1 protein-coding gene is annotated in these 291 nt (G+C 48.5%); it reads left to right on the plus strand.

The genetic code is table 11. The features are described 5' to 3' along the window. Positions 1-291, plus strand: a 291-nt coding sequence (locus tag RG959_RS24010) for an L-threonylcarbamoyladenylate synthase (protein WP_342799294.1), incomplete at both ends; no start/stop codon positions are given.

Below are 291 nucleotides of genomic sequence, written 5' to 3' on the forward strand. Positions count from 1 at the left end.
CTTGAGGCTTTTACTCCTGGCCCCATTACGTTCGTATTGCCAAGTAATGGTCGTTGTGCTGAAAATGTGACTGCAGGACTGGATTCCGTAGGGGTTAGATTGCCTGGTCATCCAATAGCATTGAAATTATTGCAGGAAGCGGCTGTGCCTGTCGCTGCGCCAAGTGCAAACTTATCTGGAAAGCCAAGTCCAACTTCTGCAGATCATGTGTGGTCAGATTTAAATGGAAGAATTGCTGGTGTGCTCGATGGCGGAGCCACAGGGGTTGGATTGGAATCGACAGTACTAGAT

The organism is Domibacillus sp. 8LH, from assembly GCF_038806185.1.
Classification (GTDB): domain Bacteria; phylum Bacillota; class Bacilli; order Bacillales; family Domibacillaceae; genus Domibacillus; species Domibacillus indicus_A.